The sequence below is a fragment of the Cupriavidus sp. WKF15 genome (genome assembly GCF_029278605.1).
Lineage (GTDB): Bacteria > Pseudomonadota > Gammaproteobacteria > Burkholderiales > Burkholderiaceae > Cupriavidus.
This window is the reverse complement of the sequence record NZ_CP119572.1, coordinates 2,172,940-2,199,270: the sequence shown is the minus strand read 5'-3', so window position 1 is coordinate 2,199,270 and position 26,331 is coordinate 2,172,940. Positions and strand designations below refer to the sequence as shown.

At 62.7% G+C, this 26,331-nt stretch carries 24 protein-coding genes and 2 pseudogenes; 16 read left to right on the top strand and 10 right to left on the bottom strand.

Features of this window, described 5'->3' with window-relative positions; translation table 11 throughout:
- Positions 1-3: 3 nt before the first annotated feature.
- Complete coding sequence (locus CupriaWKF_RS10215; protein ID WP_276097786.1) at positions 4-474, top strand: universal stress protein; 471 nt, start codon at positions 4-6, stop codon at positions 472-474.
- A gap of 91 nt (positions 475-565) precedes the next feature.
- Here CupriaWKF_RS10215 and CupriaWKF_RS10210 read toward each other — a convergent pair whose 3' ends face one another.
- The 3 genes from CupriaWKF_RS10210 to CupriaWKF_RS10200 form a co-directional block, all read right to left on the bottom strand.
- The gene (locus CupriaWKF_RS10210; RefSeq protein ID WP_276097785.1) at positions 566-1,990 is read right to left on the bottom strand and encodes a DUF2252 domain-containing protein; all 1,425 of its coding nucleotides are present in this window, start codon (positions 1,988-1,990) and stop codon (positions 566-568) included.
- 1,594 nt (positions 1,991-3,584) lie between these two features.
- Positions 3,585-3,863 (bottom strand): DUF1488 domain-containing protein, encoded by a 279-nt coding sequence (locus CupriaWKF_RS10205; RefSeq protein WP_276097784.1) that lies wholly within the window; start codon positions 3,861-3,863, stop codon positions 3,585-3,587.
- Between the two features lie 31 nt (positions 3,864-3,894).
- The gene (locus CupriaWKF_RS10200; RefSeq protein ID WP_276097783.1) at positions 3,895-4,011 is read right to left on the bottom strand and encodes a universal stress protein; all 117 of its coding nucleotides are present in this window, start codon (positions 4,009-4,011) and stop codon (positions 3,895-3,897) included.
- A gap of 845 nt (positions 4,012-4,856) precedes the next feature.
- Between CupriaWKF_RS10200 and CupriaWKF_RS10195 the strand changes: the two genes are divergently transcribed.
- The 7 genes and pseudogenes from CupriaWKF_RS10195 to CupriaWKF_RS10165 all read left to right on the top strand — a co-directional run bounded on the left by CupriaWKF_RS10195 (position 4,857) and on the right by CupriaWKF_RS10165 (position 13,283).
- Positions 4,857-5,687, top strand: coding sequence for a universal stress protein (locus tag CupriaWKF_RS10195; protein ID WP_276097782.1), 831 nt, complete (start codon positions 4,857-4,859; stop codon positions 5,685-5,687).
- 13 nt (positions 5,688-5,700) lie between these two features.
- Entirely contained in the window at positions 5,701-7,059 is a 1,359-nt protein-coding gene (locus CupriaWKF_RS10190; RefSeq protein WP_276097781.1) for an MBL fold metallo-hydrolase, read from the top strand.
- 243 nt (positions 7,060-7,302) lie between these two features.
- Positions 7,303-7,833, top strand: a complete 531-nt coding sequence (locus CupriaWKF_RS10185; RefSeq protein ID WP_276097780.1) for a hypothetical protein — start codon at positions 7,303-7,305, stop codon at positions 7,831-7,833.
- 70 nt (positions 7,834-7,903) lie between these two features.
- Positions 7,904-8,359 carry a universal stress protein gene (locus CupriaWKF_RS10180; protein ID WP_276097779.1) on the top strand — a complete coding sequence of 152 codons (456 nt, stop codon included), beginning with the start codon at positions 7,904-7,906 and terminating at the stop codon, positions 8,357-8,359.
- A 15-nt stretch (positions 8,360-8,374) separates the two neighbouring features.
- Complete coding sequence (gene mgtA / locus CupriaWKF_RS10175; RefSeq protein WP_276097778.1) at positions 8,375-11,062, top strand: magnesium-translocating P-type ATPase; 2,688 nt, start codon at positions 8,375-8,377, stop codon at positions 11,060-11,062.
- Positions 11,063-11,186: 124 nt separating this feature from the next.
- Positions 11,187-12,746 (top strand): PAS domain-containing sensor histidine kinase, encoded by a 1,560-nt coding sequence (locus CupriaWKF_RS10170; RefSeq protein ID WP_276097777.1) that lies wholly within the window; start codon positions 11,187-11,189, stop codon positions 12,744-12,746.
- Positions 12,724-13,283 (top strand): annotated as a pseudogene (locus CupriaWKF_RS10165) (response regulator transcription factor). Before CupriaWKF_RS10170 ends, CupriaWKF_RS10165 begins: the two are co-directional and overlap by 23 nt.
- Before the next feature lie 60 nt (positions 13,284-13,343).
- On the opposite strand, the gene CupriaWKF_RS10160 reads toward CupriaWKF_RS10165, so the two are convergent.
- From CupriaWKF_RS10160 to CupriaWKF_RS10150, 3 genes are read right to left on the bottom strand one after another with little or no spacing between them, the layout of a single operon-like run.
- Entirely contained in the window at positions 13,344-14,882 is a 1,539-nt protein-coding gene (locus tag CupriaWKF_RS10160; protein WP_276097776.1) for a thymidine phosphorylase family protein, read from the bottom strand.
- A gap of 44 nt (positions 14,883-14,926) precedes the next feature.
- Positions 14,927-15,751 carry a helix-turn-helix domain-containing protein gene (locus CupriaWKF_RS10155; RefSeq protein WP_276097775.1) on the bottom strand — a complete coding sequence of 275 codons (825 nt, stop codon included), beginning with the start codon at positions 15,749-15,751 and terminating at the stop codon, positions 14,927-14,929.
- A 27-nt stretch (positions 15,752-15,778) separates the two neighbouring features.
- Positions 15,779-16,183: a DNA-binding response regulator gene (locus tag CupriaWKF_RS10150; protein WP_276097774.1), complete on the bottom strand. Its 405-nt coding sequence runs from the start codon at positions 16,181-16,183 to the stop codon at positions 15,779-15,781.
- 248 nt (positions 16,184-16,431) lie between these two features.
- On the opposite strand from CupriaWKF_RS10150, the gene CupriaWKF_RS10145 reads away from it, so the two are divergent.
- From CupriaWKF_RS10145 to CupriaWKF_RS10135, 3 genes are all read left to right on the top strand, one after another.
- Complete coding sequence (locus CupriaWKF_RS10145; protein WP_276097773.1) at positions 16,432-16,854, top strand: Hsp20/alpha crystallin family protein; 423 nt, start codon at positions 16,432-16,434, stop codon at positions 16,852-16,854.
- Positions 16,855-16,881: 27 nt separating this feature from the next.
- Positions 16,882-17,346, top strand: coding sequence for a CBS domain-containing protein (locus CupriaWKF_RS10140; RefSeq protein ID WP_276097772.1), 465 nt, complete (start codon positions 16,882-16,884; stop codon positions 17,344-17,346).
- An 84-nt stretch (positions 17,347-17,430) separates the two neighbouring features.
- Entirely contained in the window at positions 17,431-18,075 is a 645-nt protein-coding gene (locus CupriaWKF_RS10135; protein WP_276097771.1) for a BON domain-containing protein, read from the top strand.
- Positions 18,076-18,230: 155 nt separating this feature from the next.
- On the opposite strand, the gene CupriaWKF_RS10130 is transcribed toward CupriaWKF_RS10135, so the two are convergent.
- Together CupriaWKF_RS10130 and CupriaWKF_RS10125 are read right to left on the bottom strand one after the other, a co-directional pair.
- A complete protein-coding gene (locus CupriaWKF_RS10130) occupies positions 18,231-19,457 on the bottom strand; it encodes an IS110 family transposase (RefSeq protein WP_276100749.1) in 1,227 nt (408 codons plus the stop codon).
- Between the two features lie 421 nt (positions 19,458-19,878).
- Positions 19,879-20,334, bottom strand: coding sequence for a universal stress protein (locus CupriaWKF_RS10125; protein ID WP_276097770.1), 456 nt, complete (start codon positions 20,332-20,334; stop codon positions 19,879-19,881).
- A 135-nt stretch (positions 20,335-20,469) separates the two neighbouring features.
- On the opposite strand from CupriaWKF_RS10125, the pseudogene CupriaWKF_RS10120 reads away from it, so the two are divergent.
- Positions 20,470-20,797: pseudogene (locus tag CupriaWKF_RS10120) on the top strand (efflux RND transporter periplasmic adaptor subunit); the annotation flags it as partial.
- A 229-nt stretch (positions 20,798-21,026) separates the two neighbouring features.
- Positions 21,027-21,680, top strand: a complete 654-nt coding sequence (locus CupriaWKF_RS10115) for a BON domain-containing protein (protein ID WP_276097768.1) — start codon at positions 21,027-21,029, stop codon at positions 21,678-21,680.
- A gap of 87 nt (positions 21,681-21,767) precedes the next feature.
- On the opposite strand, the gene groL is transcribed toward CupriaWKF_RS10115, so the two are convergent.
- A complete protein-coding gene (groL, locus tag CupriaWKF_RS10110; protein WP_276097767.1) occupies positions 21,768-23,402 on the bottom strand; it encodes a chaperonin GroEL in 1,635 nt (544 codons plus the stop codon).
- 120 nt (positions 23,403-23,522) lie between these two features.
- Positions 23,523-24,119, bottom strand: a complete 597-nt coding sequence (locus CupriaWKF_RS10105; RefSeq protein ID WP_276097766.1) for a rhomboid family intramembrane serine protease — start codon at positions 24,117-24,119, stop codon at positions 23,523-23,525.
- A 326-nt stretch (positions 24,120-24,445) separates the two neighbouring features.
- On the opposite strand from CupriaWKF_RS10105, the gene CupriaWKF_RS10100 reads away from it, so the two are divergent.
- From CupriaWKF_RS10100 to CupriaWKF_RS10090, 3 genes are all read left to right on the top strand, one after another.
- Positions 24,446-24,949 carry a BCAM0308 family protein gene (locus tag CupriaWKF_RS10100; RefSeq protein WP_276097765.1) on the top strand — a complete coding sequence of 168 codons (504 nt, stop codon included), beginning with the start codon at positions 24,446-24,448 and terminating at the stop codon, positions 24,947-24,949.
- 31 nt (positions 24,950-24,980) lie between these two features.
- The gene (locus tag CupriaWKF_RS10095; protein WP_276097764.1) at positions 24,981-25,655 is read left to right on the top strand and encodes an alpha/beta family hydrolase; all 675 of its coding nucleotides are present in this window, start codon (positions 24,981-24,983) and stop codon (positions 25,653-25,655) included.
- 90 nt (positions 25,656-25,745) lie between these two features.
- Positions 25,746-26,315 (top strand): TraR/DksA C4-type zinc finger protein, encoded by a 570-nt coding sequence (locus CupriaWKF_RS10090; protein ID WP_276097763.1) that lies wholly within the window; start codon positions 25,746-25,748, stop codon positions 26,313-26,315.
- The last annotated feature ends 16 nt before the right edge of the window (positions 26,316-26,331 follow it).

The following is a 26,331-nucleotide window of genomic DNA, read 5'->3' as shown; positions in this document are numbered from 1 at the left end:
AACATGTACCATCGAATTTTGGTTGCTCTTGATGGCGGCGAAGCGAGCGACGTTGCACTGGATCACGCTATCGTGATTGCGCAAGCTACCGGGGCGGAAGTGGAGGTCATGTCTGTGGTCGATGAAAGTGCTCCGTTCCTTGACATGATGGGTACGGACCCTGTCCGACTGGCACAGGATCTGGCGACTGCGGGAGAGGGCGTAGTTGCAGCAGCCGCCACGAGGCTCAATCGGGCGGGAGTTCGATACGTCACGCGCCTGCTAGGCAAGCATGCAACCCAGCAAGACATCGCTGCAACGATTGTCGCGGAGGCCGACGACTGGTTAGCGGATCTGATCGTGATGGGGGATAACGGGCACCGCGGGATAACCCGTCCGCGCATAAGTAGCGTTGTCCGCGAAGTCATGGCGCTAAGCAGTCAGCCACTGCTTCTGGCAAGATCGCGGAGATGCAGCGAGCCAGCTCCAGAGTGAAGCAGCGGATAGTGCAATATCACGGGCCATATAGTCCTGCCATTGTCACTAGAGGTGCGTGCCGGTATGGCCAAGCCGTACCGGCACGCCCTCATGGTTCCTCAGACCTTGCGTCGATGCGTCCTTCGCGAATCGCTGCCACGAAGGCGCGGAAGTCGCTGCGGTTCTGTGAGCAGTATTCCGTCGCGAATTCGCAAATCGCATCATCAAAGGTCTGGCCGGAGCCCATGTAGCCTGCGATCATGGCGGCGTCGCCCGAACGTGCGTGCGCGCGTGCAAGGGCGTGTGCACACATGCGAGCGTACTGCCTGAGCATGCCTGTATCCCAGTCTTCAATCACCGCAGAAAGCTTCATGTCGCGAAGTTGGCGTACATAGAAGTCGCGTCCGTTCCCGCCGCGCGTCCAGCCCAGGAATACATCGCTGGCAGCCTGCATGAGGCGCTGGCCGGCGATAACGCGCTGGCCGTGGTTGGCATGCAGGCTCTTACCCGCATAGGGCTCCAGAACGGAAGCACGGGCCTCCTTCACCTGCAAGAAGAGGGGATCGTTATCGGCGGCGAGAAACAGCCCCACGCCACACATTGTTCCGACGCTGCCGACGCCAACGACCTTGATGGCCATGTCGAAGAAGTGGAACCGGTTGAACAGAACACGGACATGCTCCGCCAGGCTTTCCCGATAGATTGCTATGGCCTCCGAATAGTCCGATGCAAGGCCAGGTGCAAGTTCATCGGTTGGGTGGAAGATCAAGGGAGGCTCATCTTTGATTCTCGGTCTTTCGCCTTCTTCCGATACCAGCTTGGGGTAGAGATGGTCCGCGACTGTCTTTTGCCTTTCCGCCTCGATACGCTGCGCAAGGCGCTTTCGGGCGACAGCGACAATCTCTGGGTCTCCACTGCGATCCTCATACTTTTGCAGGTCGATCCGGTCATACCAGACGTCGAGAGCGCGCATCCATCCATAGTTGAACATGCGTTCACGATACTCGCGCACGAGATCGGTGACCACGCGGGCGGCTTCGCTCTTTGGCAGCGCGAGATGCTCCGCGGCAATGGCCACACTGGCCGCAAGCCGCTTAAGATCCCACTCGAACGGCGCCGGCAAGGTTTCGTCGAGATCGTTGATGTCGAAAATGATGTTGCGCTCGGGAGTAGCAAATCCGCCAAAGTTCATCAGATGTGCATCACCGCACGCCTGTACTCGTATTCCACTGGAAGGCGTGGTGGCCAGGTCGGCCGCCATGAGCGACGCAGATCCGCGGTAGAAGGCAAAAGGCGATGCCGCCATCCGGCCGTATCGGATCGGGACTAGGTCCAGAATCCGTCCGGCATTGGATTCGTTTAGCAGTTCAACCGGGTCGCGGCGACCTTCCCGAGCCTGCCAGCCGGCATGCGAGCTGCGGGCTACGGCGTCGCGCATCGCCCTTCCTTTGGCTGCGCGCTCGTCAGCAGTTAGGTAGCTCTTGGCCTCCTGAGACGCATTGACCAGGTGTTTGGCTTTTTCCGGTTTGTTCATGACGAGTTCCTTCTGTCAGGATCCCTTCGGCGAGGCGGGGTCAGCAGACCTCGCCGCAGTCCTGGGGGAGGATTGGGGTTGCCTTATGCCTGATCTGCACTTAGGCCGATTCTGTTGTGCATCGAGTCGCGGGGCCCTCCGTGACGGATGCTCTGAATTCGTCGATTGCGTCCGAGACCGAGATGCGGCGTCCGAAGTATCCGACTTGCTCCCCGAGTCCTTCCGCCCGGAGCATGTCCCCCACGCTGGCGTGCGCGGCAACCAGGCGCAAGGCGATTCCAGCAGCCTGTAGTTCAATTGGTGACCAGATGCCGCCGCCAGCCGGGCACGCCGGCAGCAGATTAAGGCTAGTTTCCGTGCAAGCTGTGAGGTTGATCCAAATCAGTAAGCGGCATTTGTCAGGCCTGACTTGAGTGCAAACAACACCAAACAACACTTGACGTAGCGCAAAGGAGCTCTCGCCGAGCGAACTAGGCTCGACACGAAAACAGACGAGCTCGATATCCAAGCGGCGGAGCAAGGCGAGGATGGCCTGCGCACGCGTGGGCGCTGAATTGCAGGGTCGAACCTCATATTGGTTCGGGGCTCAGGAGATGTTTCCTTGCATTTATCAGCAAAGAACTACGCGCTCGCAATAAGGTTTCTTCAAATCTCGAAGTCGCTTCGCGAAGAAGATCAATGTCGAGGTCGCTAGGCGAAGCGGCTGACTGCAGCATATCAATCTCGCTGTAGATACCTGCAATCAGGCGAAAGTATAGAAATCCGAAACCCGAAGTAAGATTCTCTACATCAAAGCGTAAGGACAGTGCTCCGCTCAGAAAATCCCTTCGCAATTGAGGTCGCCAGACGTTCAGACCACTAACTTCGCCAAGTCGGGCCACCACAGCACGCGAGCGGCGGCTCCGCGCCTGGGAACTCTCAAGGTTGTGTCAACCACACTGCCATCGTACTCAGCGATCAGGCGATAGCGTCCCGGTGCCAAGCGGATTAGTATGAATGGGCCGTCCGCATACGCCTTGATAACCAGAGAGCCATTGGGTCGGTAGATATTAGTCCTCACCCCGGCAATCCATGCCCGCTGTTTGCCGGCAAACGCCAGGCAGAGATTGTAGAGTCCCGCCACGTCGTGCATATCGATGGACTGATCCGGGTCTGCGCGGCCGCTTAAGTAGTCGACGCCGTTTGCAGTGGGCCGATGCCTCGCGCTCAGTCGCCGGTGTGCCGCGCAAGCGACAACGCCGACAGGCATCAGTTCATCCCTCGCGATCCGGTGCTCGCGATCCAAGCCGCCGTTATGCCTGCCAGGCGACGAGGCTTGTGGTCCATGCATGGGGATCCGCGCTGCCCGTGGGCCGACGCCGTAGGCGAATGCGGCATTCGACAGACAAGTGATTGTCAGTGCGGACAGGCAGGCCAGTGCGAATCGTGAATGGTTCATGGCGAGCCTTCGTATGGTTGCCGGGTGCTTGGGGCAATGCAACGTTGCGTGGCGACCGGCAGCGGCCAGGGACATGCACTGGTCAGCACGACGGTGAGCCCCTGAATTTTCTGGCGCAAACGGCCTGATGTGCGCAGTCGATCCGGGGGTAAGTGCCTACGCGGAAAACCGGAAATGACCGCTATGCAGGACGATGTTGCGGGCTCCGGTCATCTCGAATACGCCACGGGCAACCTTTTCAATCGCGTTGCGATGCGTTGCGAAGGCGGACGCCAGGTCTTCATACAGATAGGACCGTGCACCGAAATGGTCCTCCAACGCCTCCGCAGTCACCTCAAACGTGGCGGCGGCTCCGTCGATCTGTGCCGGGCACTGAAGGCTAGGACCTGCCGCGCAATAGGTCGGCGCCGATTCGGGAAAAATAACTTGGTTCATGGCAACAATCCTGCATGCAAGCGGCTGACCACTATCGCTCCGCGTCGCTGCGCGCGAGCAGAACAGGAAGCGTACTCCGACCGACTACGCCTTGCGAAACGCTTCCCATGACAAGGCGCCGAATCCCCCGGCGTCCGTGCGTTCCCATCACGATCAGGTCGGCCCTCCACTTTGCGGCTTCCGAGACGATGGTGTCGGCAATTAGGTCGGCCGAGTTCGTACACTCGAGCAGCCGGGTGACGCACGGAATCCCTGCTGCACAGATTCGGTCGGCCGTCTCCGCAAGGATCTCGCGTCATTGGGTTGTGACCTTCCTGAGGACACCGGTTGAATTCCCATAGCTCACCTCGAGCGGAAAGTCACTGTCGTCCACGACGAAGAGAACCCTGATCCCAGCGCCGGTGGCCTTGGCGACAGTAATGGCCTGTTCGATTGCAAGCTCTGCCGACCGGCTGCCACGGCTAGGAGGATTCGCTGAAACATGGTGATGCGGCCCCTTCCGAGGATCCTGCCTCAAGGCTAGACGGCTTGGGCCGGTGGGGCTTGACATGTATCAAGCCGAATGAGGTTGTGGCGACGGGGGCGGTCGCCAGTACGAAGCTTGACGTGTGACAAGTCCCCGCATGCATAGGAATCTACATTGGGGAAGAGTAGGTTTCATCTGCGGAGGCGGTGTGACGCGCACGATGCTGCAATCAATGACCGTGCCTGTCCTGCTGTCGCATTGACCATCCGGGGCATGGGAGGACGACCATGAACACGATTTCAGCAGTGCGCGCGAGGGGGATAGTCGTGCGGCGCTGCCTGTTGCCGGTAACGCTGCTTTGCTGCGGCGCCTGCACATCAATTCCGAATTTCCTGCGCCCCCCTCAGCCGCGGGCCTCCTTGGCACCAGCACATTATGCAGCGCAGAGTTGCGAAAGCACCACCCAATCGGGCGCTGGCGGACTACCGGCAAGGTCGATCGGATAGCCTGACAAGGGAGAAGCCACCATGGACTACAAGACTGTGCTTGTCGCTTTGGGCACGGATGCCGGTTGCGCAGCGCGGGTTCGCATGGCTGCCGAACTTGCTGCACGGTTTGGCGGACAAGTGGTCGGAGTCAGCGCTACAGGCATACGGATGGATCCCCTGTTCCGCGCCGGGGAGGATGCAGCAAGGCACGCGGAAGCGGCGCGGCAAAGCCGCCTGGCGCATACGGCGGAATCCGGCGAGCTGCTGGGTGAGGTGGTCAGTCAGGCGGCTTGTGGCACCGCATACACGCATCACGTTGTTGAAGACGAGTGGGGCTGGGTCATGGCGCAGGAAGGACGCGTTGCCGACATCATCATCCTGGGCGGCTTGCTGCCGCCCGGTGACAGCGCGATGGAGCGCACCGCGGAGTATGTGCTGCTGAATGCGGGCCGCCCGGTTCTGTTCGTGCCGCCGCATCCCGTGCGCTTGCATGGGGGACACATGGTGATTGCATGGGATGGAAGCCGTGAAGCGGCGAGAGCCGTCGCGGATGCCATGCCGCTGCTGCTTTGCGCCAGCAAGATAACGATCCTTGCCGTCTGGGACGAACACGGAACCCCGGATGCCAATAGCGAGCCGGTTGCCGGCTTGCGCCAATATTTGCGGCGCCATGGCGTCATTGCCGGTGTCCGTACGGAACAGACCGCACAGTCAGTCGGCACTGTGATACTCGAAGCACTACCGGTGCTTGGCGCAGACATGCTAGTAGCCGGGGGTTACGGTCACGGCCGTGTACGCGAGCTGATCCTGGGCGGCACGACGCGGGCCCTGATGCACGCGTGCCAGATCCCGCTGCTACTGTCTCACTGACCGGGAGTGATACATGGAACTGCAATTCCTCGGTGCCACGGACTCCGTCACCGGTTCGAAGTACGTGGTTGATACCGGGCGCAGCCGAGTCATGGTCGACTGCGGCCTGTTTCAGGGATTCAAGTCGCTGAGGCTGCGCAACTGGGACCCATTGCCGGTCGATCCGGCCACCCTGGATGCCGTGATCCTGACCCATGCGCATATTGACCATAGCGGCTATCTGCCCCTGCTGGTGCGCAACGGCTTTCGCGGTGCCGTATTTTGCACCTTTGGCACTGCGCAGCTCTGCGGCATTCTGCTGCCGGACAGCGCAGCGCTTGCTGAAGAAGACGCTGCCTATGCCAATCGCAAGGCGTTCTCCCGGCACAGGCCGGCCCTTCCGCTCTACAGCTGCGCCGACGCGGCGCGCGCGCTTCGCCGCCTCGAACCGAAGCCGTTCGGCACACGCTTTGCACTGACCCCGGACATCGAGGCCGAGTTTCACCACGCCGGGCACATTATCGGCGCAGCGGCAGTGACGCTGCATGCTGGCGGACAGCGCATCGTGTTCTCTGGCGACCTTGGCAGGCAGAACGACATCGTCATGCGGCCGCCGGAGTTCGTGCGCGAGGCCGATTGCCTGCTCGTCGAATCGACCTATGGCAACCGCATCCATCCGGACGAAGATCCGCTGGATGCCATGGCCAACGTCGTCGGGAGCACACTCGGCCGCGGCGGCACCCTGGTCATTCCAGCATTTGCGGTGGGACGCACACAGATATTGTTGTATTGCCTGTACCGGTTGCGCGAGGAGAAGCGCATGCCGGATATTCCCATCTATCTCAATAGTCCGATGGCGATAGACGCCACCCAGATTTTTGCTTTGCATCCGGACGAACTCCGGATCGGCCGCGCGGAGTGCGTGGCCGCATGCGGCTTGCCGATCCCCGTGCAAGGCATGGAGCAGTCGGTCTGGCTGAACCATGACCATGCACCGAAGATCATCCTGGCGGGCAGCGGCATGGCAACGGGCGGGCGCGTTGTTCACCACCTGACCAGTTTTGGCACGGACCCGCGTTGCACGGTCTTGCTGGCCGGCTTCCAGGCCCCGGGCACGCGGGGCGCGGTCCTCGCAGCGGGCCAGCGTGAACTGCGCATCCACGGCAAGGATGTGACAATCCGTGCAGCGGTCGAGCAGATTCACGGTCTGTCAGCCCATGCTGACGCGAACGAACTGATGGCATGGCTCGGCGGCTTCCGTGCGCAACCGCGACGTGTGTTCATCGTGCATGGCGAACCAGAAGCCAGCGATGCGCTGCGCCAGCGGGTGGAGCGCGGATTGGGATGGCAGGTGACCATGCCGGAGTATCGAAAGAGCTATCGCCTGGACTAACGTGGTTGCGTCAGCCTGGTCAGCCTGTCGTCAATGCTCGGAGGTCGCCATGGTGGCGCAGACGTTCGGCCAGATTGACGCGGGCCGGGGGCACTGGCGTCCACGCTGGTAGCCGCTGCTCTACGCGCAGCAACAACGAACGCCTGAGTTGAGAAGCTTGACATGCATCAATGGGCATTCGTGACGGCTTCCTAGCATCAACTAGATGCTTCGGCGCGACCGCTGCCGGATGAGGAGGCCCACATGTCGGAAAACCTGATCGTCTATTACTCCCGGACCGGCACGGCCAGGCAAGTCGCCGAGACCGTAGCCGCGCACACTGGCTGGACACTGGCCGAGGTTCGCGACAAGACACCGAGGGCCGGATTAGCCGGGGATCTGCGGTGCGTGCTGGACATACTGCTTCATCGCAAGCCGGCGTACCGGTATGAAGGGCCGTTGCTCGCGGGATGCGATCACGTAGTCGTGGTCGCCCCGGTGTGGCTCGGCCGGCTGGCGGCGCCCGTGCGCGGATTCCTTCAGGACAATACGCCGCTTCCTGGTTCCATATCCGCCATATGCGTAATGGCTTCCCGCGGGGGCTTCCGGGCCGAGGACGACATCGCTCGACTGACAGGAAAGACACCACAACCTGCGTTGGTGCTGCGGCAGCGGGACGTCCAAAGCGGTGCAGCCTCGGAACCGCTAGCTTCTTTTGCCGCCGCGCTGTGCAAACCAGCGACAACCTCTGAGGCGGTCTTGCGGCCGGTGTGGATCTCACCAAAAGAAGTCTAGAGAGCGGGCCGGCGCAGGCACGCTTCGGTGCGCGGCAACTGCATCTGTGAAACCCCTGATGGAGATGCGCATGTACAAGAAGATTCTGGTGGCGGTCGATGGCAGCCACTGCAGCGACCTTGCCCTGGACCAGGCGATCGGGCTGGCTGCCACCTGCGACGCCGAGCTTCAGGTCGTTCATGTCATTGACAACGGCTACCTGAAATACGACATGGGGTACGTTGACCTGACGGAGTTGCGTACTGGCCTGATCAAAGGCGGCCAGGACCTGCTGGCAGAGGCACAGGAGAAGGCCAGTGCCAAGCACGTTCGCTGCCGCACCGTCATGGTCGACGAGATCCTGGCGCTGGGCGATATCGCCCACCAGATCCTTAAACTTGTGGAGGACTGCGGGGCGGAAGTGGTCGTGCTTGGCACGCATGGGCGCCACGGTGTTAGCCGCTGGTTGCTGGGAAGCGTGGCCGAAAATCTTGCGCGCCAGTGCCCCGTGCCAGTACTGCTTGTGAGGGCGCCCGACGAAGCATGAGGGCCGGCCATTGTCATGAAGGCCGGCATTGTACCGAGCGCCCTCCCGAACGCGGAAGCGCCCGGCACGACTGTTGTCGACGAGGAGGCCGCGAGCCGCACCAACGGCACTCCGTCATTGCTCGGGCGTGCCGCGGCGGGCAGTGTCGCAGAGGCCTTTTCCCTGCTGTCGTCGAGCATGGATGGCTTGAGTGCCGACGAGGTGCTGATGCGCAGACTTCGCCATGGCGCCAACCAGGTCGCCGCCGAGCGGCAGCACCGCTTCGTGCCGGACCTCCTTAGGCGCCTGCGCAACCCGTTGAACCTGATGCTGATCAGCCTGGCAGCACTGTCCGGTCTGATTCACGACTGGCAGGCGGCATCGGTCATCATCTGCATGGTCGCGCTAAGCGTCATGCTGGCGACGTGGCAAGAGAGCCGGTCGGGCCGTGCAGCGGCCGCATTGCGGGCGATGGTTTACACTGTCATTGGCGTCCGGCGCCGCACGGCCCCGGGGGTACCGCCGGCGACCGCGGACATCCCGATCGCCGAACTCGTGCCCGGCGATGTCATTCACCTTGCCGCCGGAGACCTCGTCCCCGCCGATGTGCGTCTTCTGACGGCCAAGGACCTGTTTGTGAACCAGGCGGCGCTGACGGGCGAATCCATGCCGGTCGAGAAGTTCGCGGTAGATGGCGCCAGCGGCGACACAGCCGGCGATATCGCTAACCTGGCACTGATGGGGACCGCCGTGGTCAGCGGGACCGCTACGGCGCTGGTCGTGCTGACGGGCCGCAACGCGGTGTTCGGCCACATTGCGCATGCTGTCGCTGCGCGCGAGCCGCTGACGGTTTTTGAAGAGGGCCTGGGGCGCATCAGCCGCCTGATGCTTGGCATCATCCTCGTGATGGCGCCGCTGGTGTTCGTCATCAACGGATTGACCAAGGGCGACTGGTTTGAAGCCTTGCTTTTTGCCGTCGCCGTGGGTGTCGGCTTGACCCCCGAGATGCTTCCCATGCTTGTCACCGTTAACCTGGCCAAGGGTGCGCTGGTGATGTCAAGGCGCAAGGTCATTGTCAAACGCCTCAACGCGATCCAGAACCTTGGCGCGATGGACGTGCTCTGCACCGACAAGACCGGCACGCTGACACAGGATCGCGTCATTCTGAAGCATCACCTCGATCTCGACGGCAAGGAAAGCGAGCGGGTGCTGGAACTGGCGTACCTGAACAGCTTCTTCCAGTCCGGCTTGCGCAATTTGCTTGACGTCGCGGTGCTCCAGCACGAGGACGTGGGCAATCGCATGCAAATCCGTGAGCACTGGCGCGTGGTTGACGAAGTTCCGTTTGATTTCACCCGTCGGCGCATGTCGGTCGTGGTCGAGAGCACAGAGCAAGGGCATGAAGCGCGCGTGCTCATCTGCAAGGGTGCGGTGGAGGAAGTCTTCGACGGGTGCGCTACCGCGCGCATAGGCGAAGCCGTCGTCGAGCTCGACAATGCTCACCGGGCCGCGCTGATTGACCAGAGCGAGCAGCTGAACGAGGACGGGTATCGCGTCATAGCGATCGCAAGCAAGCCTCTGCCGCCAGCGGCGGCATCGCATGCATACGGCATTGCCGATGAAGCGGCGATGGAGTTGGTCGGCTATATCGCCTTTATCGATCCGCCCAAGGAGAGCGCCGCCGCCGCATTGGCGGCGTTGCGCGAAAGCGGGGTCGACGTAAAAATTCTTACCGGCGATAGCCCGAGAATCACCAGCAAAGTCTGCCGTATGGTCGGCCTGCCCGACGGGCGAGTGGTACTTGGCAGCGAACTGGACCGGCTCAGCCCCGCGGAACTGGCGGTGGTGGCACGCGACAATGCCTTGTTTGCCAAACTCAGTCCATCGCACAAGGAGGCTTTGGTGCAGGCGCTGCGCGAACAGGGCAGGGTGGTGGGCGTGCTCGGTGACGGCATCAATGACGGCCCGGCCCTCAAGGCCGCTGACGTTGGCATCTCGGTCGACAATGCCGTCGACATCGCCAAGGAGTCGGCTGGGGTCATCTTGCTGGAGAAGAGCCTGACGGTGCTGCACGACGGCGTCATGGAGGGCCGGCGAGTGTTCGTCAACTTGCTCAAATACCTGCGCATGGGCGCGAGCTCGAACTTTGGCAATATCTTCAGTGTGCTGGGTGCGAGCGCATGGCTTCCATTCCTGCCGATGGCACCTATTCAGTTGTTGACCAACAATCTGCTGTACGACATCTCGCAGACTGCCCTGCCCACGGACAATGTGGACAGCTCCGCACTAAGCCGCCCGCGGCGATGGGAGGTTGGCAAGGTTCGCCGCTACATCCTCTGCCTGGGCCCGGTCAGCTCGCTGTTTGATTATGTGACTTTCGCTGCTTTGTACTGGTGGATTGGCGCGAATACCCTCGCGGCTGCCCCGCTCTTCCAGACCGGATGGTTCCTCGAGTCGCTCCTCTCCCAGACTTTGGTCGTGCATATCATCCGGACAAGCCGGATTCCTTTCGTTGAAAGCCGGCCAAGCGCAGCGTTGCTTGTCGCGACCGTCGCCGTATGCCTGTTTGGTATTTGGCTTCCGTATTCGCCGTTCGCGTCCGTCCTCCACCTGCATGAACCGACGTCCTCCATGTGGCTGATGCTCGGCCCGGTACTGGCCGGGTATCTCTTGCTAAGCTTTGGCATGAGAAGGTTGCTTGCAAGATACCTGGAGCTGGACTGAGCTCCCGATTTGCCGCCCGCGCACAACTTGGCAGTGTATCTGGCGCCTTGTTGCAGCTGGCGTGCACAGATGTATATTCTCTTGAGGACTTTTTCTGTGTGGTCAGGGCGTCATGGCCAGGAGAATGACCAACTATTCGATCCGGATGCGACACGGGCGCCGTTCCGCAAAGCGCACCTATCGCTGGCCGCAGCAAAGCCAGGCGCAACTGGCGGGAATCATTCGCTCTTCGATGGAAGCCATCATCTCAGTGGACAGCAGGCAACGCGTGGTGTTGTTCAATCCCATGGCGGAAACCCTGTTCGCATGGCCGGCCGAACAAGCGATTGGCCGGCCGCTGAGCGACTTCATTCCCGAGCGCTTCCGCGCTGCCCATGAGGAGCATGTGCGGCGGTTCGGCATCACTGGCGTATCGGATCGGAAAATGGGGCGCCAGCGCGCGCTCTATGCGCTGCGCCGCGATGGCAGCGAGTTTCCGATTGAAGCCTCGATTTCGCAGACGACACGCGGTGGCTACCGCCTGTTGACCGTGATGCTGCGCGATATCACCGAGCGCACCCGCGCCGAGGAAGCCATGCAGGCCGGCCTTCAGCGCGTCAAGGAAAGCGAGGCGCGGCTGGCGGGAATCATCCAGTCTTCCATGGAAGCCATCATCTCGGTGGACAGCAGCCAACGGGTTGTCTTGTTCAATCCCATGGCCGAGAAACTGTTTGGCTGGCCGGCGCAAGACGCGATCGGTCGGCCACTCAGCGATTTTGTCCCGGAGCGCTTCCGGGTGGCCCATGAAGAGCATGTGCGCCGGTTCGGCATCACGGGTGTATCGGACCGGCAAATGGGGCGACAGCGCGCCCTCTATGCCGTGCGCCGGGATGGCAGCGAGTTTCCGATCGAAGCATCCATCTCCCAGATCGTTGACGGTGGCACCAGGCTCTATACCGTGATGCTGCGCGATATTACCGAGCGCGTCAGCGCCGACGCAGCGCTGCGGCGGTCAAGGGAGGAGTTGCAACAGCTCTCGGACAGCATCCTGGCTACCCGTGAAGAAGAAAAGGCTCGTATCGCTCGTGAACTCCATGACGACCTCGGCCAGCGCCTGAGCGCATTGAAGATGGACATGGCCATGCTTGCCGCTGACGTCAAGGAGCGCCGGGACACCGAAGGCGTCCTGGCCGAGATCGCGTCGATGAACGACGTCATCGACGATACCGTGGCATCGGTCCGCCGCATCGCCAGCGATCTCCGGCCAGCTTTGCTGGACGAACTTGGCATGCTGACGGCCATTGAATGGCTGGCCAGTGATTTCTCCGGACGCTATGGTTTGCCAGTAACTGTCGACGGCGTCGACGCCGATGTCCCGGAGCAGACGGCCATCGCCGTGTTCCGCATCGTGCAGGAGGCGCTTAGCAATGTCGCCCGCCATGCCGATGCGAGCGCCGTCAGCATCCGCCTCGCCGAGGCAGATGGCCAGATCGAACTGCGCGTACAGGACAATGGTGTAGGCTGGGACAAGCAGCCTTCCGGAAGCGGGCCGCGCAAGTCACTGGGGCTGCTGGGCATCCGCGAGCGGGCGCGCCTGCTTGGGGGCGCCGTCTCAGTCGACAGTGCTCCTGGCAAGGGATTTGGTCTGGTTGTGCAGATTCCGTCCGCAAAGGGGGGCAGAGATGACGCGCGTATTCATTGCTGACGACCATGCGGTCGTGCGCGATGGCCTCAAGCACATCCTCGAGCGCGCCGGCAAGTTCGAAGTGGTCGGCGAGGCCGCCGACGGTACGCAGGTCCTCAGGCTGGTGCGCGACTGTGCACCGCAGGTCTTGCTGCTCGACCTGTCGATGCCCGGCCGCAGTGGCCTGGAGCTGATCCGCCTGCTGCGGGACGAACAGCCCGCGCTGCGCATCCTTGTGCTGACCATGCTGCCATCAATCAGGTGGCCAGCGGTGGCACCTACGTCAGCCAGGCCATTGCAGGCAAGCTGGCAACCAGTCTGCAGGACAACCAGGACCAGGCGCCGCACCTGCATCTGTCGGACCGTGAACTGGAGGTCTATCGGCGCCTGGTGCTGGGCGAACCTCTCACGACCATCGCTGCCGCGCTGTGCGTGAGTGCCAAGACTGTCAGCACCTACAAGATGCGACTGATGGAGAAGATGCAGATGCCCAGCGAAGCCGCGCTGCTTCGCTATGCCATGCGTCACCACCTGTTCGATGAGGAAGAGGACATCTGACGGATCCCTTGCGCCCGGGCGCCTCGCGGGGCAACCCAGGGGCGATCCGGGACACCCTTGTCAGTGCGGTGCGATGGAGACAGCCGGGTGTGCCAGGGCATAGCTGCATGAGTAGTCCAGTTCGCCTGAAGCCTGAGCATGGATGGTGAACAGCGGCTGCCCGGCGCGGATCTCGTCGTTGACCCGTACCCGCATCTCGATGCCCGCGACGTGCCGCATAGGTGCGCCGGCCAGCTTCGCGGTGCGGGCAATGTGGCGGTTATCGATGGCGGTGACCGTGCCGCTATGCGGCGCCACAATGTCCCGGCGAAAGATTGCCTCGCCAGGAATGCGCAGGCCGCCCTGCGCTTCGCAGATCGTCTCGAACTTGCGCCACGCTGCGCCACTGTCGAGCAAGCTGCCGGCCGTGCTCGTACCCTGCCCCGGCGGCACCGCGCCGCAGAATTCCAGCAGGGCACCTGCCAGCATCAGTGATCGCTCGCGCAGGTCTGGCGGCGCCGCCACCGTTCGCTGCAGGACGGCAAGAACGTCGCGTGCTTCCAGCGCGGGCCCGATGCCCTTGCCGACCGGTTGAGTGCCGTCGGTGCGCACCATCAGAATCTGAAGCCCGAACGCGTCGGCCACATGTCGCATGGCGGCGTCGAGGCGCTCGAGATCCCTGTCCTCGCGAACTTTGGCAGTGGGGCCGACCGGCACATCGATCAGGATATGAGTGGAGCCGGCTGCAATCTTCTTGGAAAGGATGGAGGCAACCAGCTGCGCGTCGCTGTCAATGTCGAGCGCCCGCTCCACGCGGATCAGGATGTCGTCCGCCGGACTCAGGTTCAGGGCGCCACCCCAGACCAGGGATGCGCCGACGCGCTCCACGACATGCCGCAATTCGGCCGCGTCCAGTGCCACGCGGGTCAGAGTCTCCATCGTGTCGGCGGTACCCGCCGGGGAGGTGATCGCCCGCGAAGATGTCTTGGGCAGGATCAGGCCGCCTGCTGCCGCAATGGCGACCACAATGGGTGTGGTCCGGTTGCCAGGCAAGCCACCCACGCAGTGCTTGTCGGCCACCACGGGCTGGTCCCAGACCAGCCGCTCGCCAGAATTGACCATGGATCGCGTCAAGTCCACGGTCTCTCGACCGTTCATGCGGCCGTCAGCGCATGCGGCCAGGAATGCCGAAATGTGGACATCGGGATACCTGCCTGCAGAGATATCCCGGACGATGGACTCAATCTGGGCACCATCCAGCCGACGCCCATATATCTTTGCCCGCAAGGCACGTACCGATTCGAGGGCCGGGGCATGGCTGATCCTGACTACGTCGCCGGCCCGCGCCGCCAGCGCCAGCGCCGCGCTCGCGGAAAGACTGGCTTGCGCGGTTTCCAGCAGCGGCGCACCTACCAGGTTCAGGGTGGCAATGATGCGCCTGTCGCCGATTTGCACCTGGACCCGAGCCTGTGCGGTAAAGCCTTCCGAGCGGCAAACTGTGCAGTCCGGATGGAGGTAGATCACATGCTCCTGCCACGTATCGATGCCGAGCGGCTTGAAGATCAGCGGCTCGGCCGCTTGGCCGTCGTCCGTGGCAAGCGGCAGTTCATTGGCCAGCATTGGCGCACTCCCGCCAGGCGATACAGACGGCACCCATGGGGCACTCAACGCTTGTCGAGGGCGTCAAGATCGAGCAGTTCGATCTGCTTGCCCTGGACCCGGATCAGTCCGTCCTGCTGGAAGCGCGACAACGTCCGGCTAGCCGTTTCCAAGGTCATGCCGAGGAAGCTGCCGATGTCTTCGCGCGTCATCCGCAATGTAAAACAGGTCGCGGAGTAGCCCCTGTGCCGCAGACGATCCGAGATGTTGAGCAGGAAGGCGGCAACCCGCTGCTCCGCCGAGAGGTTGCCAAGCAGCATCATCTGGCCGGTTTCGCGCACGATCTCCGCGCTCAACATCCTGTGCACCTGCTGTTGCAGGGATTTGACCTCGCGACAAAGGGTTTCCAGCAAATGGAACGGGATCACGCACACGGCGCTATCTTCCAGGGCAATCGCATCGCATGTATGGAACTCTGTCGCGATGCCATCCAACCCAACGGTCTCACCGGGAAGGAAGAAGCCGGAGACATATTCCCGTCCGCTCGCGTGGGACAGCACGGTCTTGAGCGAACCCGAGCGCAGCGCATAGATGCTCTGAAACGGGTCTCCGGCCCGGTAGAGCGCCTGTCCCTGCTTGATCGTCCTCCAGTTGCGCACCACGCTGTCCAGGCGAATGACGTCGGAGTCGTCGAGGCTGGATGCCATGCAGACATGCCTAAGTATGCAACTCGAACACTGGGCTCGCAATCTCGGCGCGCTGTTGGTGGCGCGGCTGGCATGATGGCCAACGGGAGCGTTGACCTCATCCTGCGACAGGTCGGTCGAAGGCGAATCGCTGGTTCCGAACATCGTTGTCTCCAGATCCAGATGGCGGGCGCTGCGGAGCATGTCTGCCTGCCCCGACACCCGGTACTCCTATGGTCCACTGCTCCGCTGCCCCATACTGGCGATCTCAAGCAGTGCGCTGTGCAGTTCGTCGACTTCCAGCGTCTTGTCGAAGCAGTAACTCCCGCCGGCCCGCAGGCAGGCCCTCCGCATCAACGAGAACCCGCTATTGGTGAGCACAATCACGATGCTCTCCGGCAGCTTCGCTGTCAGCAATCGGACCTGCCGCAAGGACTGTCCGGTCCGCTGCCCGACCAGCACGATATCGGGACGCAGCGCCTCAATTGCCGGCAAGTCGGAATCAGGATCCGTACCCGTGCCGACCACCTGCATACCGGCGACAGTCTTGAGCATGCGCAATTGCCGTATCCGGATCGGACTCGCATGTTCAAGAACGTAGACAGTCAGATCGTGGGGCTGGGTGCGGTTTCTCATGTACCCAGTATCGTTGCCGGCAAAGCATTCCGAAATCAGGCAGTGCTGAGACTTGTGTCAGGCTTGCGGGCCGCATTGTCAGGTTTACCTGACCGCTGCGCCGAAATCTCCCGCACGGGCAAGTCGATCCGGCGCCACATGGGCCGATGCAACGATCTTGATGCAGAACAAACGGCGGCGCCTGGCAACTGCCAATCTGAAAGCAGCCGGCGTATCCGGTTGTGTTTCAGTCAAGCAAGGAGATCACTATGACCAACCTCAGGCACTTTGAGCCCTTTTCGGTCGAGCCTATCAGCGACATGCTGCAGGGTATGTTGCGCTCGTTCCGAGGTACAGCGGATACCGGCCTGGCGTTCAAGGTGGATGTGTCGGAGTCGGATAACGCCTACACATTGACTGCGGAAATGCCGGGAGTCAAGAAGGAGGACATTGATGTATCCGTTGACCGCGGGACCGTGATGATCAGCGCAAAGGTGGAAAAGTCTTCCGAGCAAAAGGAAGGCGAGCGCGTGATCCGGCGGGAGCGCTACAGCGGTTCGATGCAGCGCGCTTTCACGCTGGACGCCAGCATCGATGAGGGCAAGGTCGACGCGAGTTACGAAAACGGCGTGCTGCGGGTGGTGTTGCCCAAGAAGGAAAGTTCGCCGCAGCAGCGGATTACCGTGAAGTGAGGCAGGAATTCGAGAAGGAGTGCGGCAATGAGAATCGACGAGGTTTGTACGCGGGAGCCAGTCCACATCCCGCTCGGCTGCACCTTGCAGGAAGCTGCTGTGCAGATGCGAGACCAGCATGTGGGGTCCTTGATCGTCACGGAAGCAACGCCGTCGGGAACGCGCGTCGTTGGCGTCATGACCGACAGGGATATCGTGCTTGGCAGTACGGCTGCGGGCGCCGATCCGTGCCGGAATTCCGTGGCCGACGTGATGACGCGCGGCCTGGTCACCGTTGACCGGAATAACAGCGTCGCCGAAGCGATGCAGCTGATGCTGTCCCATGGTGTCCGCAGACTTGGTGTGCTGGATGGCGAGGCCATTGTTGGCGTCGTCTCGATGGACGACATCCTCGGGGCGATGGCGGCGGAGTGGGGCATGCTTTCCACGATCGTGCGTAACGAACAGGAACGCGAGCGTTCCGGCCACACCCAGTCACCGCTTCGTGTCTGAGTCCTGGGGCGCAGAATCGCCGCCTCGGCGCTGCATTGGCGTGGCGGACGCCGTTCCACCACGCCGCATCATGAGATGCTATCCATGAAAACTGATCTTCAACTCAAGAAAGAGGTCGCGGAAGAGCTGGATTGGGATCCTGCCATCGATGCGGCCGCCGTCGGTGTCGAGGTCCACGAAGGCGTTGTCACGCTCAGCGGGCATCTCCCCAGCTATGCGGAGAAACTCGCGGCGGAGCGCGCTGCCGAGAAGGTGTCTGGCGTGCGCGCGGTCGTGGTGAACCTGGATGTCAGGCTTGCAAGCCTGGTCAGCGACGAAGCGATTGCTACCGCCGCGAGCGATGCCCTGCAGTGGCATGTACATGTTCCCGCGGATGCCATCAAACTGCGTGTCGAGAAGGGTTGGGTGACCCTCACCGGGGAAGTGGAGTGGGGCTACCAGCGCAAGCTTGCCGAATCTACCGTGTCGCACCTGCGCGGCGTGACGGGCGTCACGAACCAGATCAAGATGCTGGTGCGTACTGCTCCCGCCGATGTGGTGGAGCGGATCGAAGCCGCATTGCGCCGGCATGTCGAGCGTGAGGCGAAGCATATCGATGTATCGATGCGGGACGGAACGGTGACGCTCAGCGGCCACGTGGATTCGCGCGCAGAGCGCCTGGCGGCTGTCGGCGCGGCGTGGTCCGCGCCAGGCGTGGCTGCCGTGGTGGACAACCTGCAACTGTCCTGACAGGCAGCGCGAAGTCGAGGCCCCTCGGGCCTCGACTTCGTGTGAAGGTTTGATCATGCCCTGGAGTTCAGGCAGCTATCCCTCGTCGATGAAGAACCTGCAGCCGGCCGTCCGGGAGAAGGCAATCGAGATTGCCAATGCGCTACTAAGAAGCGTTAGACAGCATGAGCGATGGGATCGACGTGGCACCCAAGGTCGGCGAGACGTTTGAGCAGGCGTCGAATGGTTTTCTCGGCATGATGGCGGTCAAAGTAATCGGGGCCAAGGTCGGCGTACTCCACACCATCCCGGAGCATGTGGTAAGCGGCGGTGAGCATGGAAGCAGCCACCGCGAGGATGGCCTTCTTGGCGCCGCGCCGGGCTTTGATGCGCAGGAACTGGGCACGGAGATAGCTGGTCTTGACGCGCACCGCGGCCCAAGCGGCGGTGACCAGGGCGGTCTTGAGCCAGGTACCGCTCTTGCGCACGCGCGTGCTGCGGCGTTTGCCGGCGCTCTCGTCATTGCGCGGACACAGGCCCGCCCAAGACACCAGATGGCCAGCATCGGGAAAGCGCGTCATGTCGACGCCGATCTCCGCCAACAGGACCTGAGCGGTCAAGTCGCTAACCCCGGGGATCGTGGTCAGCAGGCGGGCGCGTTGTCGGATCGGCGCCAGCGCTTTTCCCACGACGGCGTCGAGCTCGGCGAGCGTGTGCTCCAGGGCACCGATGATATCCAGATGCAGCTTGAGCATCGTGCGATGGTGTTCGGTAATGCGTCCGCGCAGCGCCTCGCACAGTTCGGCGTGCTTTTTTCGGGCGTTGCCTTGGGCCAGCGCGGCAAGCCGCTCGGGATCGGCCTCGCCGTTGACAATCGCCTTGAGCATGGCCCGGCCACTGTGTCCCAGCACGTCCGAGAGCACGCTGCCCAGCTTGAGGTTGGCGTCTTCGAGCACTTTCTGGATACGCAGGCTGTGCTGGGAGATCTCGCGCACGAGTTGCTTGCGGGTGCGCGTGAGATCGCGCAACTCCTGGATGGCGGCCGGCGGCACGAAGCTCGATCGGATCAAGCCGTGGGCGAGCAGATCGGCAATCCACATCGCGTCATTGACGTCGGTCTTGCGGCCGGGCACGTTGCGGATGTGCTGGGCATTGGCCAGCACCAACTCGAAGTTGCCCTCGAGGATGTGCCACACCGGCTTCCAGTACACCCCGGTGGCTTCCATGGCCACGTGGGTGCAGCCGTGCAGCGCCAGCCAGTCGGCCAGCGCCAGCAGGCCGGCGGTGGTGCTGTCAAAGCTGCGCACTTCGTGATGTGCGGGCGCCGAGACACAGCGCACACAGGCCACAATGGTGTCCTTGTGGACGTCGAGTCCGGCACAACGGGGATAGAGTACTTGCATGGAGCCTCCTGCCAGAGTCAACGGCATCGGCAGCAGCCCTCGTCGTCGAAATCTACTAGGCGCGTTCCGGGGTGTTACCACCCGTGGTCGCAATTCGGGGTGCTCGCAGGGCTGCGGGTCCAACTATTGAACGGGCTCGGGGCACCACGCGAAAGCCGACCTCGTTGCCGTTACCAGACGCCATCTTATGCCCATCCCATCGCAACGCATGGGCCGCAAGCCCGCTTCATCCTTCGGGGTCGGGCGCGCCCGATGAACAACTATTGAATGAGGGGTACGCAGATGGCATGGCGATTCGCATCGCTATCGCCCAGGCGCATCGCTGGGCCAGGCGTCATGCGGATGAAGAGCGGACCACGCCTGGGCGAGGGCGCCCGCTGCCCTGATACAGGCACCCCGGCCCTTCCAATGGGCGACTTCGTCAATATTCCGCAGGACTGCGCACCAGCAGTACGGGTCTGCTGCTCTGGTGAACGACACCTTGAGCCACACTGCCCATGACGACGCGAAGGAATCCGCGCCGCCCGTGCGTACCCAGGACAATCAGGTCGGCATCCCACTGATCCGCCTGTGCGAGGATGGTCTCGGCAATGCGGCCCTTTGAGATGGGCTTGTCCAGTAGTGCCACGGAATGGCGCACGCCCGTAGCGCCTAGCAGTTTTGACCATCCGTCGAGGACTTCCTGTCCATAGGCCATTATGTTGCGCAGGAGGCTCTCGCGATCAATGAAGGCGACGCCGAGCAGCGCTTCGCTATCGTCGACGACGTAGATGACCTTCACTTCCGCGTCGCACGCCTTGGCCATCTCGATGGCCTGCAGGGTCGCCAGCCGCGATGCATGGCTGCCGTCCGCCGCAACGAGAATTCTCCTGTACATGGACACCTCCTGTCATCCGTAGGACGGCGCAGGAAAAGTCCTTTGCGCCTGTGGACAGAGTAGGTGGAAGGCACGCAACAGTATTGACTCACCTCAAGAATGCCGGTACCGGTGCTGCACGCCGGCGGAAGTGACATCTACGCCAACGGCATCATGGAAAGCGAACAGGACAGCGGGGCCAGCGTCAATGTCTACCCTGAGGTGACCGGCACCGTGGTCAAGATCGCCGTCCGGGAGGGTCAGGCCCAAGCGCGGCGACGAACTGCTGACCACCAGACTCGGTCCAACGCGCGCTGGCGCAGCAGCAGTCCGCGCAGGCGGATGCCGCTGATGCCCGGCTCGCGCAATTGCTAGCACAGCCTGCGGCAAGGAAACTTTGGAGGTGGCGAAGGCACAGGTCGACGCCGCAGCCGCGAGCCTAAAGACGGTGGAGGGCCAGTACGACAAACTGCACAAGTCGTGGACAGATTGATGCCAGGTCCGTCAGCCAGGACGCCATGGACAGCATCGGCCACATTCAGGCTCGCCCGCAGGGACTGCAGGACGTGGCACTGTTGCTCGCCCTTGGAGGGGCCTGGGACGGCCCAACGCCGGCTCCATGATACATATCAACCGGCGTCGGGACTCACCGCATACGCTGGATTGTGGCTGGGCGCAACACGCAGCCGCACACCTACGATATGAGGACAAACATGAAAGGCGATATCCAACTAAAGCAGGACGTGATCGAAGAGTTGACCTGGGACCCGTCGGTCAACGCGAACGAGATCGGTGTGCAGGTCGCCGACGGCGTGGTGACGCTCACTGGGCATCTGCGCAATTTCGCCGAGAAGTACGCAGCCGAAGCCGCGGTGAAGCGAATCCCCGGCGTCAAGGCACTGGCTGTTGAACTGGATGTGCGACTGCCGGACGACTGCCGGCGCACCGACAGTGACATTGCGCGGGCAGCTTCCAATGTCCTGTCCTGGCAGGCAATGGTGCCCGGCGATCGCATCAAGATCCTGGTCGAGCATGGCGTGATCACGCTGACCGGGGACGTCGACTGGAATTACCAGCGCACGGCGGCCGAGCGTGCTGTCGCGGGTCTGTTCGGCGTGACAGGTGTCACCAACGCCATCGCCGTCCGACCGATGGTGGATCAGCGTGACCTCGGCCAGCGGATCCGGGATGCGATCCAGCGTCAGGCGGTTGTGGATGCGAGCCATGTGACCGTGGCGGTTTCGGAGGGAGACGTCAAGCTGGGCGGGAGCCTGCGCACCTGGGCCGAGCGCGAGGCCGCGTACAACGCCGCGTGGTCCGCGCCCGGGGTGATTTCAGTGGACAACAATATCCGGGTCGATCTTTGAGCCGGACGCGCGATACCCGGCGACCAGGGTCTTGCCCTGGCCGCCCGCCCGGCGTGATCATATCGGCGAACTGGCCGAGGGAAGGGCTCAGTACTCCTCACCGAACATGGCGCTCCCTCGTGCGGCTCCCTCGGCCGACATGGAAGGAGCGCGCTCCAGGGCAATCATGCAGTCGGTGGTGAGCAACAAAGATGCGATGGAAATGGCATTCTGCAGCGCAGTGCGCACGACCTTGACGGGGTCGATGACCCCCAGTTCCAACATGTCGCCATAGCGCTCGCCGCCGGCATCGTAGCCAAGCGTTCCAGAGCCCTCGCATACACGGTGGACCACCGCGTCGGCGTCCGCTCCGGCATTGGCGACGATCTGCCGCATGGGCGCGGCCAGCGCAGCGTGGACAATTCGCGCACCGGCGGCCTGCTCCGGATTGGGTGCCTGCCACGCCTGTAACGCGGTACGGGCACGTATTAGCGCCACGCCTCCGCCGGCAACGATGCCTTCGTCCACGGCGGCCCGGGTCGCATGCATGGCATCCTGGAACCGGTTCTTGCGCTCGTGCAGTGCGCTCTCCGTCGCCGCGCCGACCTTGATGACCGCGACTCCACCGGTCAGCCGCGCGATGCGTCGCAACAGTCCTTCACGCTCGTAGTCCGAACGGGCCTCGGAGAGCCGGCCGCGCAGGGCGGCGATCCGCCCTTTCACGCGGCCCGCGTCGGCACCGGAGCCAATAAGGGTGGTGGCATCCTTGCTGATCTCCACTCGCCTGGCCTCGCCCAACTGCTCGAGGCCGACATGCTCAAGGGACGTGCCGGTCTGGGGCGAGACCACAGTTGCGCCGGTGAGGGCCGCAAGATCGGCTAGCTGCTCGGTACGCGAGTCGCCGAAGCCGGGTGACTTCACCGCGCAACTCTTCAGTGCGCCCCGCAGGTTGTTGACCACCAGGGTGGCGAGCGCTTCGCCTTCTACATCGTTGGCAATGACCAGCAGTGCCCTTCCCGCCCGGGTGACGGCTTCCAGGATTGGAAGCAATTGTGCGATCGACGAGATGCTCGCGTCGCAGAGCAGCACTAGCGGTGATTCGAGGACGACGGCGCGACTCTCGGTGGTTGCGAACAGCGGCGACAGGTAGCCGCGGTCGATGAGTGCCCCTTCGGTGATGTCCAGCTCGTCGTCGAGCTTGGATCCGTCCTCGACGCTGATTGCCCCATCCTTGCCGACGTGTTCGACGGCCTGGGCGACCAGTGCTCCGACGGTGTGGTCGCCGCTGGCCGAGATGGTCGCAATCTGGCGCATTTCCTCGGTACTGCCGCACGGTTTCGCATTCGCGAGCAGGTACTCCGAAATCACCTTGCCGGCAGCTTCGATCCCCCGCTTGAGTTGCATGGGGTCGTGACCAGCCTCGACGTACTTGACACCCTCCGCCACGATCGCGTGGGCCAGCGTCGTAGCCGTGGTGGTCCCATCGCCGGCGATTTCGCTGGTGCGCACCGCCGCTTCGCAAAGCAGTCGGGCGCCCATATCGGCGAAGGGGTCCGGCAGCGACACCGACTTGGCCACGACCACGCCCGAGTTGGCCACCAGGGGCACCATGCCGTGGCGCTCCACGATGACATTGCGGCCGCCCGGTCCCAGCGTCACCTTGACGGCCCGCGCCAGCAGTTCCACACCATGAAGCATCATGCGCCTTGCGCTCTGATGGAAGATGAGAGATTTATCGGACATCGCGACTCCGCCTTGATTGCCCAGGGTTGCTCATCGCTCTACCGTAGGCGCCAAGGCGGTGAGCTTCTTGATGCAACGCAAGAGATCAACGGCTCATCGATGCCAGGCGTGCCGGGGCGGTCAGCTTTGCGCCTCTGCTCGCACATGCCATTGCCACAGGAGCAGGGCGCTAGCCGCCATGCCGCCAAGGTGCGCGAAGTGCGCGATACCGGTACGGGTATCGGACAGCCCGAGAAATAGTTCCAGCACGGCGTATACCGTTGCGAAAAGCCATGCCGGCATGGGAATCGGCGGGAACAGCAGGACCACGATCCGTCGCGGGAAGAGTCGCGCATAGGCGAGCAGCAAGCCGAACACGGCGCCCGATGCGCCGATTGTCGGCATGTGTGCCGGGGCGATGTAGCCCAGAACGGTCAGTTGGGTCAGCCCCGCGCTGACCAGGCTGGCCAGATAGATGGCGAGCATCCGGCCCGGACCCAGGCAGCCTTCGACGCTCCGACCGAACATCAGCACTCCGAGCATGTTGAACGCCAGATGGGCCGGATTGGCATGCAGGAAGCCATAGGTCAGCAATTGCCAGGGTGCAAAGCCAATGCCGCCGTCCGCGTCGCCGTTGGCATGGGGCGGCCACAGGGCGAACTCCATAGTCAGCGCCCCGTCTGTCAGCACCTCACCAACGAATGCAACGGTGTTCAGAAAGATCAACAGCGACGTCACGCCTTGTCCGACACTGGGTTGTGATCGCTTGAAACATAGGAAAGCCGTGGCGACGCTGATTGTTCCGTATCAACGGACGTGCAAATGCAAAGGTGCTGCTTTTGTGCTCCGCGAGCCCTTGGCGAGCGGCTGGGAATTGGGCGTCTGCATCTCCCTTGATCCAGCTTAAGTCTTAGTCCCGCCGCTCGCATAGCTTAGTTCTGTGTGCCCGGCGAATGTCGTCGTGGCGACTGCCAAGACGAGTGAATTCCGCTACGCATGGCGCATTCCGAGGCGGGCGCGGCCTGCCACGTAGCTGCAGATTGTCCTGATTCGAGGAGTCCTACATGAAAGTCCGAGCCCAGTCCGTCAAGGTCCGTCCCGTGCGCTGGATCCCATTTCCGGTGGAGCACATTCCGGACCGCTACAAGCAACCCTCCGCAGCGCCGAGACTTGCGACATGCCCAGTCTGCCACGCCGTCTTCATGCGGGGGCACTGGCAATGGCGTGCGGTACCGCCGGGGGCGGCGCGCCTCGTGTGCTCGGCGTGCGCGCGCATCGCGGACGGAGTACCGGCTGCGCGGGTAGTACTCGGTGGCGGCTTCGAGACCGCGCATCGCAAGGAGATCCTGGCGCTTGTCCGGCACCGTGAAGCGCAACTACGTGCGCAGCATCCGATGGAGCGTGTGATGTCCATGGACTCGGATGAGCAGGGCACGGTCATCGTCACGACGGGCGTCCATATGGCACGAGATATCGGCAATGCCGTACATCATGCATACCATGGCAAGCTTGCGATCGACTATGACAATGCGGAAACCGAATTGCGTGTGAGCTGGCACAGAGATTGACCCTGGGCACCGACAAGAAAGGGGGGCGCAAATGAAACTTATCGCGTCGGAACCGGTATTGATCCACGCAGACGACGTGGCGCTGCAGGGAGACCTGGCCATGCCCGAAGCACCAATCGGACTTGTCCTGTTCGCGCACGGGAGTGGCAGTTCCCGTCACAGCCCGCGCAATCGCCTGGTCGCTTCCATGCTGAATGACGCAGACATCGGCACGTTGCTGTTTGACCTGCTGACCCCCGATGAAGATGTTGGCCTCAGGCGCCGATTCGACATCGCATTGCTGAGCGACAGGCTGAGGGCGGCGACACAGTCCGTGAAAAGTCTGGCGCGGCAGCGCAGCCTTCGGCTGGGCTACTTTGGTGCCAGCACCGGTGCTGCCGCGGCCGTACGAGCCGCAGCCGACCCGCCGGCGCGCATGCACATTGACGCTGTGATGTCCAGGGGCGGACGTGTGGATCTGGCTGGCCATGAGGCGCTCTCCCGGTTGGCCTCCCCACTGCTCATGATCGTCGGTGAAGCCGACCCTGTCGTGGTGAACCTCAGCGCCCGTGCGGCGGCATGGATGACGTGCGAGAAGCGGCTGGAGGTGATTCCCGGTGCGACGCATCTGTTCGAAGAGCCCGGCGCGATGGAGCTGGTGGCCAGGCTTGCCAGCAACTGGTTCCGGGACCACCTTGCCGGCGGCGCCGAAGGGAAGGCAGGATAGCGGGATCGCCGCCCGACAAGTCTTGGCTGCTGACAGGCGACATTCGCTAGCCGCGGCAGCCCTTGAGAACGGGGCAGTCGGGTTGGCCTGGTGGCGCCGTACCTGCCCTATATGCGGCAGGACAAGGTCTTTTCTCCGGGGGAGATCGTTTCCCCCCACCACTTCGCGGCATTGCTTTCTGACCAATTCGACTGGCTGGTAACCGTCGACCCGCACCTGAACCGGATCGCAAATCTGTCGGACATCTTTTCCATTCCGGCGGTTGCAGTCCATGCCCAAGGAGAACGATTCATGCAAACGCTGACAAGACGGGAACTGGCGGCACTCGTCGCGCAATTGGAAGCTGATGAGGCGCGAATTCGGGCTGCCGTCGGAGCGGCGGATACGCCGCTTGCGTCACCGAAGCAGCCTGAGGCGCAAGACCAGGTCGATCACGCTGACGACGAAGCCATGCAGCAGCAGGATGACGCGATGCTGAATCATTACCGTGCGGAACTTGCGGACATCCAGGCTGCCAGGGTTCGCATGAAAGATGGGCAATACGGCATTTGCACCGAATGCCAGCAGGCAATACCGTATTCGCGCCTCCAGGCCTACCCGACCGCCAACCGCTGCATGGCCTGCCAACGCCGCCATGAGCGGCCGTTCGCACGCGTTTAGGAGGGTGTATGCGCGA

Bases quoted from the DNA above. Each gene is read 5' to 3' on its own strand.
- CupriaWKF_RS10145 (WP_276097773.1), top strand. From the start codon at position 16,432: ATGACCAACCTCAGGCACTTTGAGCCCTTTTCGGTCGAGCCTATCAGC.
- groL (WP_276097767.1), bottom strand. From the start codon at position 23,402: ATGTCCGATAAATCTCTCATCTTCCATCAGAGCGCAAGGCGCATGATG.
- CupriaWKF_RS10155 (WP_276097775.1), bottom strand. From the start codon at position 15,751: ATGCTCCGCAGCGCCCGCCATCTGGATCTGGAGACAACGATGTTCGGA.
- CupriaWKF_RS10095 (WP_276097764.1), top strand. From the start codon at position 24,981: ATGAAACTTATCGCGTCGGAACCGGTATTGATCCACGCAGACGACGTG.
- CupriaWKF_RS10160 (WP_276097776.1), bottom strand. From the start codon at position 14,882: ATGCTGGCCAATGAACTGCCGCTTGCCACGGACGACGGCCAAGCGGCC.
- CupriaWKF_RS10135 (WP_276097771.1), top strand. From the start codon at position 17,431: ATGAAAACTGATCTTCAACTCAAGAAAGAGGTCGCGGAAGAGCTGGAT.
- CupriaWKF_RS10115 (WP_276097768.1), top strand. From the start codon at position 21,027: ATGAAAGGCGATATCCAACTAAAGCAGGACGTGATCGAAGAGTTGACC.
- CupriaWKF_RS10200 (WP_276097783.1), bottom strand. From the start codon at position 4,011: ATGGGAACGCACGGACGCCGGGGGATTCGGCGCCTTGTCATGGGAAGC.
- CupriaWKF_RS10100 (WP_276097765.1), top strand. From the start codon at position 24,446: ATGAAAGTCCGAGCCCAGTCCGTCAAGGTCCGTCCCGTGCGCTGGATC.
- mgtA (WP_276097778.1), top strand. From the start codon at position 8,375: ATGAAGGCCGGCATTGTACCGAGCGCCCTCCCGAACGCGGAAGCGCCC.
- CupriaWKF_RS10205 (WP_276097784.1), bottom strand. From the start codon at position 3,863: ATGAACCAAGTTATTTTTCCCGAATCGGCGCCGACCTATTGCGCGGCA.
- CupriaWKF_RS10185 (WP_276097780.1), top strand. From the start codon at position 7,303: ATGTCGGAAAACCTGATCGTCTATTACTCCCGGACCGGCACGGCCAGG.
- CupriaWKF_RS10195 (WP_276097782.1), top strand. From the start codon at position 4,857: ATGGACTACAAGACTGTGCTTGTCGCTTTGGGCACGGATGCCGGTTGC.
- CupriaWKF_RS10170 (WP_276097777.1), top strand. From the start codon at position 11,187: ATGACCAACTATTCGATCCGGATGCGACACGGGCGCCGTTCCGCAAAG.
- CupriaWKF_RS10125 (WP_276097770.1), bottom strand. From the start codon at position 20,334: ATGTACAGGAGAATTCTCGTTGCGGCGGACGGCAGCCATGCATCGCGG.
- CupriaWKF_RS10180 (WP_276097779.1), top strand. From the start codon at position 7,904: ATGTACAAGAAGATTCTGGTGGCGGTCGATGGCAGCCACTGCAGCGAC.
- CupriaWKF_RS10210 (WP_276097785.1), bottom strand. From the start codon at position 1,990: ATGAACAAACCGGAAAAAGCCAAACACCTGGTCAATGCGTCTCAGGAG.
- CupriaWKF_RS10140 (WP_276097772.1), top strand. From the start codon at position 16,882: ATGAGAATCGACGAGGTTTGTACGCGGGAGCCAGTCCACATCCCGCTC.
- CupriaWKF_RS10150 (WP_276097774.1), bottom strand. From the start codon at position 16,183: ATGAGAAACCGCACCCAGCCCCACGATCTGACTGTCTACGTTCTTGAA.
- CupriaWKF_RS10130 (WP_276100749.1), bottom strand. From the start codon at position 19,457: ATGCAAGTACTCTATCCCCGTTGTGCCGGACTCGACGTCCACAAGGAC.
- CupriaWKF_RS10190 (WP_276097781.1), top strand. From the start codon at position 5,701: ATGGAACTGCAATTCCTCGGTGCCACGGACTCCGTCACCGGTTCGAAG.
- CupriaWKF_RS10215 (WP_276097786.1), top strand. From the start codon at position 4: ATGTACCATCGAATTTTGGTTGCTCTTGATGGCGGCGAAGCGAGCGAC.